This window comes from Spirillospora sp. NPDC046719 (assembly GCF_040645715.1).
In the GTDB taxonomy this organism is placed as follows: domain Bacteria; phylum Actinomycetota; class Actinomycetes; order Streptosporangiales; family Streptosporangiaceae; genus Spirillospora.
This window is the reverse complement of sequence record NZ_JBEYYT010000150.1, coordinates 19,069-20,411: the sequence shown is the minus strand read 5'-3', so window position 1 is coordinate 20,411 and position 1,343 is coordinate 19,069. Positions and strand designations below refer to the sequence as shown.

The window sequence follows — 1,343 nt, the reverse complement described above, 5'->3', positions numbered from 1 at the left end:
CCCGCTGCCCGCGCGCGCGCCGCTGCGCGCGCTGACCGGCGGCGCCGCCGCGCTCGCCCTGCTGCTCGGCACCGTGGTGTTCACGGTGGCCGCGCCGGACGGGACGGCGAAGGCCGGGCCCGTCCCCGGCCAGGTCCGCCTGCTCAGCTACAACATCGAGGACGCCATCAACCAGAAGGGCCGGCTGGACCCCGAGGGCGTCGCCCGCACCATCGAGGGGCAGCGCGCCCAGGTCGTCCTGCTGCAGGAGGCGAGCCGCGGGTCGCTGCTGTCGGGCACCGCCGACCTCGGCGTCTGGCTGTCGCGGCGGCTCGGCATGAAGCTGATCTGGGGGCCCGCGGCGGACGGCCAGTTCGGCAACGCGATCCTGACCTCGCTGCCCGTCCGCAGCTCCGGCACGGGCCGGATGCAGAAGGGCGACTGGTCGCAGATCCGCGGGTACGTGTGGGCGCGGCTGGCCGTCGGCGGCAGCACGATGGACGTCTGGTCGACCCGCCTGCAGGGCGGCGACGGGCAGAGCGAGGAGCGGTCCCGCGAGGTGGCGGCGCTGCTGCGCGCCTGGGGCGGCGCGCCCCGGACCGTCATCGGCGGCGACTTCGGCGCCGGGCCCGGCAGCCCCGAGGTCACCGGCATGACCGACGGGACGGACCTGCGGAACGCCGCGCTCGGCGGCGACGCGTCCCCGACCTCCGTCGACGGCGACCGCACCGACTACGTCTTCGGTTCCGACGGGGTGATGTTCACCGACTACGACGTTCCCCGTTCGGGGGCGTCCGGCCACTATCCGGTCGCGGTGACGCTCCGGATCGGGAAGTGAGGCGACCATGCGGGACGCGGGGCCCGGGAGCGGGGACGCGAGCACGGCGACGGTCGAGGCGGCGGTGCCGGCCGACGCCGGCGAGCTGCTGACGCTGCAGCGCGCCGCCTACGTCTCCGAGGCGCAGCTGTACGGCGACCCGTTCATCCCGCCGCTGGTGGAGTCGCTGGAGCAGCTCCACAAGGTGCTGGAGGGCGACGCCGTGGTGCTGAAGGCGGTGCTCGGCGGCCGGATGGCCGGCGCCGTCCGCGCCCAGTTCAGCGACCACACCTGCCTGGTGGGGCGGCTCGTCGTCGCGCCGGACCTGCAGGGCCGCGGGATCGGCGGGCGGCTGATGCGGGAGCTGGAGGAGCGCGTCGCGGGCCGCGCCGACGCGTGCGTGCTGTTCACCGGGCACCTCAGCGAGGGCAACCTGCGCCTGTACCGGCGGGGGGGGGGGGGGCGGGCGCGCGCCCCCCGGCGGGGGCGCGGCCTCTGGTGCCGCGAGGGAGAAGAAAAGAACAACACCACAAAACAAAATAAAAAC

2 protein-coding genes are annotated in these 1,343 nt (G+C 75.4%); both read left to right on the top strand.

Annotation, left to right across the window (positions count from 1 at the left end):
* A partial coding sequence (locus ABZ914_RS24655; RefSeq protein WP_500196007.1) for an endonuclease/exonuclease/phosphatase family protein occupies positions 1 to 817 on the top strand: 817 nt, incomplete at its 5' end.
* Positions 818 to 824: 7 nt separating this feature from the next.
* On the top strand, positions 825 to 1,343 hold a 519-nt coding region (locus ABZ914_RS24650), incomplete at its 3' end, for a GNAT family N-acetyltransferase (RefSeq protein ID WP_500196005.1).